Origin of the sequence: Achromobacter sp. GbtcB20 (assembly GCF_019091095.1) — a bacterium.
GTDB classification, from domain to species: Bacteria; Pseudomonadota; Gammaproteobacteria; order Burkholderiales; family Burkholderiaceae_B; genus Achromobacter; species Achromobacter mucicolens.
The window spans coordinates 1-491 of record NZ_JAGXJZ010000216.1 but is presented as its reverse complement, the minus strand read 5'-3'; the positions used below and the strand labels follow the sequence as shown (position 1 = coordinate 491).

The window sequence follows — 491 nt, the reverse complement described above, 5'->3', positions numbered from 1 at the left end:
AACAACATGGCGATCGAAACCAACAAGGACGGCAGCCTGAAGCTGGAAGCGATCGCCAAGACCTTCCGCTACCTCGACGCCGAGGAACTGGCCGCGCAGAGGGCCGCGCGCGAGAAGGCCAAGGGCAAGGGCAAAAAAGCCAAAGGGGCGAAGAAATGACGAAGACCCATGGCGCACTGCTGCTGACGATGGCCGCGCTGCTGGCCGGCTGCGGCGACAGCGACGTGCGCGAGGTGCGCAGCTGGATGGACCAGGTCAAGCGCGAAACGAAGCCAAAAGTGAAACCGCTGCCGGCCTCGTAGGAATTCATCCCCTACGCCTACAACCAGCAGGAGGCGGTCGATCCGTTCAGCACCGCCAAGCTGGCCGTCGCCGGCCGGCTGGCGCAGGCGCGCAGCACGCCGCAGCCGGACTTGGAGCGGCCGCGCGAGGCCCTGGAGGCCTTCCCGCTCGACACCATGACGATGGTCGGCACCATGCAGAAAGGGGGC

Annotated in this window: 2 protein-coding genes; both read left to right on the top strand. The window is 66.2% G+C overall.

Features of this window, described 5'->3' with window-relative positions; genetic code table 11:
* Positions 1–155 precede the first annotated feature (155 nt).
* Positions 156–302: a hypothetical protein gene (locus tag KVT32_RS28655; RefSeq protein WP_217619265.1), complete on the top strand. Its 147-nt coding sequence runs from the start codon at positions 156–158 to the stop codon at positions 300–302.
* A 6-nt stretch (positions 303–308) separates the two neighbouring features.
* Positions 309–491: pilus assembly protein PilP (locus tag KVT32_RS32710; RefSeq protein ID WP_217619266.1), on the top strand; the 183-nt coding region annotated here is incomplete at its 3' end.